This is a genomic window from Magnetococcales bacterium, assembly GCA_015232395.1.
In the GTDB taxonomy this organism is placed as follows: domain Bacteria; phylum Pseudomonadota; class Magnetococcia; order Magnetococcales; family JADFZT01; genus JADFZT01.
The window spans coordinates 1-4,800 of record JADFZT010000148.1; the positions used below are offsets into that span (position 1 = coordinate 1).

Annotated in this window: 4 protein-coding genes; 3 read left to right on the plus strand and 1 reads right to left on the minus strand. The window is 51.3% G+C overall.

The genetic code is table 11. From position 1 onward, the window contains the following. Nucleotides 1–651 precede the first annotated feature (651 nt). Nucleotides 652–942 carry an integration host factor subunit alpha gene (locus HQL52_19960; protein ID MBF0371717.1) on the plus strand — a complete coding sequence of 97 codons (291 nt, stop codon included), beginning with the start codon at nt 652–654 and terminating at the stop codon, nt 940–942. An 87-nt stretch (nt 943–1,029) separates the two neighbouring features. After that, nucleotides 1,030–1,515, plus strand: a complete 486-nt coding sequence (locus HQL52_19965; GenBank protein MBF0371718.1) for a hypothetical protein — start codon at nt 1,030–1,032, stop codon at nt 1,513–1,515. A 444-nt stretch (nt 1,516–1,959) separates the two neighbouring features. Here the strand turns inward: HQL52_19965 and HQL52_19970 are convergent, their stop codons facing one another. Next, nucleotides 1,960–2,622 (minus strand): OmpW family protein, encoded by a 663-nt coding sequence (locus HQL52_19970; protein MBF0371719.1) that lies wholly within the window; start codon nt 2,620–2,622, stop codon nt 1,960–1,962. Nucleotides 2,623–3,671: 1,049 nt separating this feature from the next. On the opposite strand from HQL52_19970, the gene HQL52_19975 reads away from it, so the two are divergent. Further along, entirely contained in the window at nt 3,672–4,631 is a 960-nt protein-coding gene (locus HQL52_19975) for a chemotaxis protein CheV (GenBank protein ID MBF0371720.1), read from the plus strand. Nucleotides 4,632–4,800: the final 169 nt, after the last annotated feature.

Below are 4,800 nucleotides of genomic sequence, written 5' to 3' on the forward strand. Positions count from 1 at the left end.
GGTATCTTGTTGAAAGTGAATCAAGATTTGGAAAGTTTCGTGTCTGGCACCCTGGATTCCCGCATTCGCGGGAATGACGAAAAAAGTACAATGGCATATGTCCAATTCTTGATTCGAATGGCTATAACCTGCGGCCGATCCAGCTCATCTGTCAGGATCCAACCGGCTTGATTCATGGATTGGGAAAGATTTTTCCTTTGTCGTTCCATCCAAAAAAAGTGCTCATCGGATCAGGCCGATTGGGCCATCAGAAAAAGGCGAGTCTCCTTCTTCACAAGGCGTTGGGCACCATTGGCAAATCAAATGATCCTCTATTTTCAGCCCGTCTCTTCCATTCCTGGAAATCCCCCCTTCCCCCCTTTTTTGATGACAGCGCCAAAACTTGAATGGCCCCATTTGGAGGGATCTGGGGGGGGCAAGTGTCGAACAAAAGTCTTGTCATGTTGAATAGTCAGTTGAATTTTATGAAAATATTCCTCCAGACCCCCTCCAGCACAGCGGGATGATCATATGAAATGGCCATCGATTTTCGTCTGTTTGCCCTGAAAAGCAATCCAGGGAGTACACATTTGGGAAAAAATGGTATAGTGACAAACAGAGGGATTTAGGCATTCCGAGCCTGAACATCAATCAACCGGCGAGGAGGGGGTCATGACCAAAGCCGATCTGGTGGAAGCGGTATACCAGAACTTGGAAAACAGCAAATGCACCAAGCGGGAGTGCGCAGGAATTGTCGAAGAAATTTTTGAAATCATCGAAGAAAACCTGAGCCAGGGGGAGGCTGTCAAACTGTCGGGTTTTGGCAACTTTATCATCCTCACCAAAAACACCCGAATGGGTAGAAACCCCAAAACCCGGGAACCCGTTCCCATCCAGGCCCGCAAAGTGGTTACTTTCAAGGCGAGCCAGATTTTGAAGGAAAAGGTGAACAAGGAAACCTGAGGCTCTCTCCCTTTGGTGAAAGATTTGAGCAAGCCGTGCCGTGGGGATGGTGAGCCTGCTGTGACGAGGTGGCAAAGGTGGTTGGCTATGGCGGATAAAAATGAGCCAAAGCAGGCGGATATTGAGAGAGAGCTGGCGGCCCGGCAAAAATTTTCTCTGGCAGGAGCCATCGGTCGCCAAGCCCGTGGAGCCATGAAAGGGGCCTCGCCCATCCCCAGAGGGGAGCAGGCGGTGCTCACCATCAACCACTTTATCGACCAACATCTCTCCGATCCTTCCGGGGCGCTCAAGTCGATCCTTAAACGCCGCATCAAGGCACAGGAGATGGTGCTCCAGAAACATCTGGAAAACCCTCTGGCCGCCCTACAGGAGATCCTCCACGCCCTTCTTGATCAGGAGGGGACGTTGCAGGAGTTTGTCCGGCGGGTGGATGTGCGCTGGGGAGAACTCTACCAGGAGCGCCCCCACTTTCAGCAACCCGGAGCAGCGGCCCACCCTGACGATGAATATACCCATCAGTCAGTGCGGCGAGATCTGGAAGGGGTGTTGGAACGCATTATCAAGTTGGAATAACACCCCCTGGACGGCGTTTGGGGACAGTGCACCTACCTACTCAAGAGTGGGGAGGCGTCCGACCAGGGGGGTGAGAGAGGACTTTTTCATGCTTATCCGAAAAAGCCCCCTCCCTTGGGTGGTCTTTATGAAACCGTTCCGGGTTCTCTATATAATGATCCGGGATGATTTTCATAATGATTCCAGGGCTTTGTAAATTTGGTCCTGGGGCCGTTATGAAATGGATCAGGCGATTTTCCGGTTAAACTGTCGAATCGAATCGTTGGAAAAATGGTCCCGGGAATCGCTACCGGAAGCGCCACGTCCCCGGGACCATCTCCTCACCTTGGTGGAAAGCCAGGTCCGCTAAAGCCTCCCCTTCCACCATTGGCTTTCAAGCTGTGTGGGCTCGCTTCCCTGAAGCATTGGCAAGCGAGCCCTTCCACAGAGCTGGTAGCATATTCCTTAGAAGTGCATACCCAGGGCCACAAAACCCACCAGCGGGTTGACATCCACATCGACACTCAGATCTCCAGAGGTGGTGCCTCTCAGCATGGCGTCCGCTTCCAGATGGATATACCACACACCGAGACTCAGAAAGGTATTTTCGCTGATATCGTAATCGATACCGATGTTGCCGCCGAAGCCGAAGGTGTTGTCGATGTCGAGGTCGGTGTCAGGCCCCAGGACGGCGCGAACCTCGGAAGAGGTGTCGGGATCCATATAAACAGTACCGCTCACACCGATACCGATGTGGGGACGAAAGCGGGATTTGGGGGTGGGATACCAGTTGATGGAGAGGGTGGGAGGAAAGACATCCACATCACCCACATCGGAAATACCCACACCCGGCAAGCTGCCTTCTCCATTGAGTTCGTGATTGGAGGGGGTGATGCCGAAGAGTTCGATAGCCAGATGATCGGTGATCATGCCACCGATGGTAAAACCGACAGTGGAAGCCGCATCAACCCCGACACCGGAGCCAGCCACACCCTGCACTTCACCGCTATCATCCATGGGGGCAACGTAGGAGGCCCCTAGACGAAACATCCAGTCACCCTGCTCCAGGGCTTGGGCCTGGCTGCTGGATAGGATCATGACTACAGCCAATAAGGCTATCCAAGACATTTTCTGACTCTTCATCGTTCTCTCCTTCGATTTCTTCCTTCATTAAGTATTGAAAAGCGCCTTCATTTAGAGACGCCTGGGATAGCGAATGGGGCGCGATACAATCAAATGCACCGAACCTTAGATTTGAAATCCCCCTGGGGGTGCCAGAAGAAGTTCTTTCGAAAACAGTTGGTTATCGGTAAACAGGGGTTGAGTGGCAAATGATTGGGTCGGGCTGGAATCATCCGAAGAGCAGGTTGCTCCCACGGTGACGCCGGAAAAAATCGGCGAAAATATTAGAAAGAAACGGGAGTGGGCAGAGCAGGGCATCGGGGGCTCCCTTGCGACTGGAGATTGCTATCCATCAAACACCCCCCCGGGCCTTGAGTTGATGAGCTTCCCTGTGCTGATGACCAAATAATGTCGCCATTATCCATAAAAATTGCGATAAGTCAATTTTAAACGACGAAATTGTCGCGATCACCTTTTGAGAGAAAAAAATATTTTAGGAATCAATTGCTTGTAGAGTTGGCACTACCTGCACCAAGCACACCTCAGCAGGCCTCCGATTTGGAAAACGGCTTTTTTCCCCATTCGACGATCCAATGGGATAGCCTCCTGAATGGCGTCTGGGGAGCTGTTATCAGGATCAACCCAAGGGGGGGTGGAAAAGGAGAGAAGGGTAACTTCCCCGGCTCCGGGGTTGGCATGGTGGTCAGAGAGGGGTGTTGGGGGCGTTCCAAATCCAACGTGCAATAGCGTCCCGGCTTCATTCCCTGGTAGTTTTTGTGGCTGGTTTGGAGTAGGTTGGAGTGACTCAGTGTGGTCTCTATCCCTTGACCGGATCAGGCAAAGGCTTATGGCTTGACAGAAAAAGCTTCGGTTTGGCTTGAAAGAGTCGTTTCCTCACCTGCCACCATTTTTGCAAAAAAGCGATGTTGGGATATCTGGGGAAATAAGCACTGGATGGGGCTGTCTTGCGCTTCAGCTTTTTTGGTATCCTTGGTCCAAGGTAACAGGGTCGCTCTATTTTGTTTTGAATCCATCGAAAAGGATTATGGCAAAGCATGGACAATATAATGGATGAAGTGGACCGGCGTGCCAATCTGGCTTTTTCCAACCAGATGGAAATGCTGACCTTTTTTCTTTCGGATTCCCAGCAATATGGCATCAATGTTTTTAAAATCATTGAGGTGGTTGAGTCCCCGAAAACCATTACCAAAATTCCCCTGGCCCATCCAGCCATCGTCGGTGGGTTCAGCTTTCGTGGCAACATGGTGATGGTGATCGACCTCTCTTTCAGCATGGGCCTGGAGAAGGTCGATTGGGAAAACAGCATCAGCTACATCATCGTTTGCGAATACAGCAACACCATCCAGGGCTTTTTGGTCTCACAACCCAACAAGCTGCTGAATATCGGTTGGGATGAGGTGAAAAAACCGGGAGGGGTGATTCAAAATTCCGGCTATTTGACGGCCCTGGCCTATGATGCCGACCAAGAGACCATTCAGATTTTGGATATTGAAAAAATCTTGTCTGAGGTGATCGGTCTCAATGAAAAAATCGATGACGCCTTGATTGACCAGGGGCAGTCGGCGGAAAAGAGAAATGTGCGGGTTTTGGTTCTTGACGATTCCAGTGCAGCCCGGGGGATGATGAAAAATGCCTTGGAACAGCTGGGTATTGCTTACACCCTGTTCGAAGAGGGGCACTTGGCCCTGGAAGCCCTGAAAGATTCCCTCCAGGAAGATCAGGTTCCCTTTGGCTTGATCATTTCCGATATCGAAATGCCGGGGATGGATGGGTTTACCTTTTCCAGAGCTGTGAAGGCCGAGCCTACCTTGAAAAATATCCCGTTGGTGCTCCACAGCTCCATGAGCAACAAGGCCAACCGTTCCAAGGCGGAGTCAGTCGGCGCGGACGGCTTTGTGCCCAAGTTTCAGCCGGATGTCATCGCCGGTCTCATTCTGGAGCGACTGGGGATCCGCAATAAAGAGAGCGTTGGCACCAAAAACGCCTATTTTTAAAACCCAGGCTGGTGGGGATGGTTGAAATCAGGCCACAAGAAGGGCAGTAGCCTGTGTATAGTAGGTCTACCTCAAAATTGGACACTCTTCTCTGACTCGTCATCCCCGCGAAGGCGGGGATCCAGAGAGATAATCATGACTCTCAAGGAAAAACAAAATTTTCAGAAAG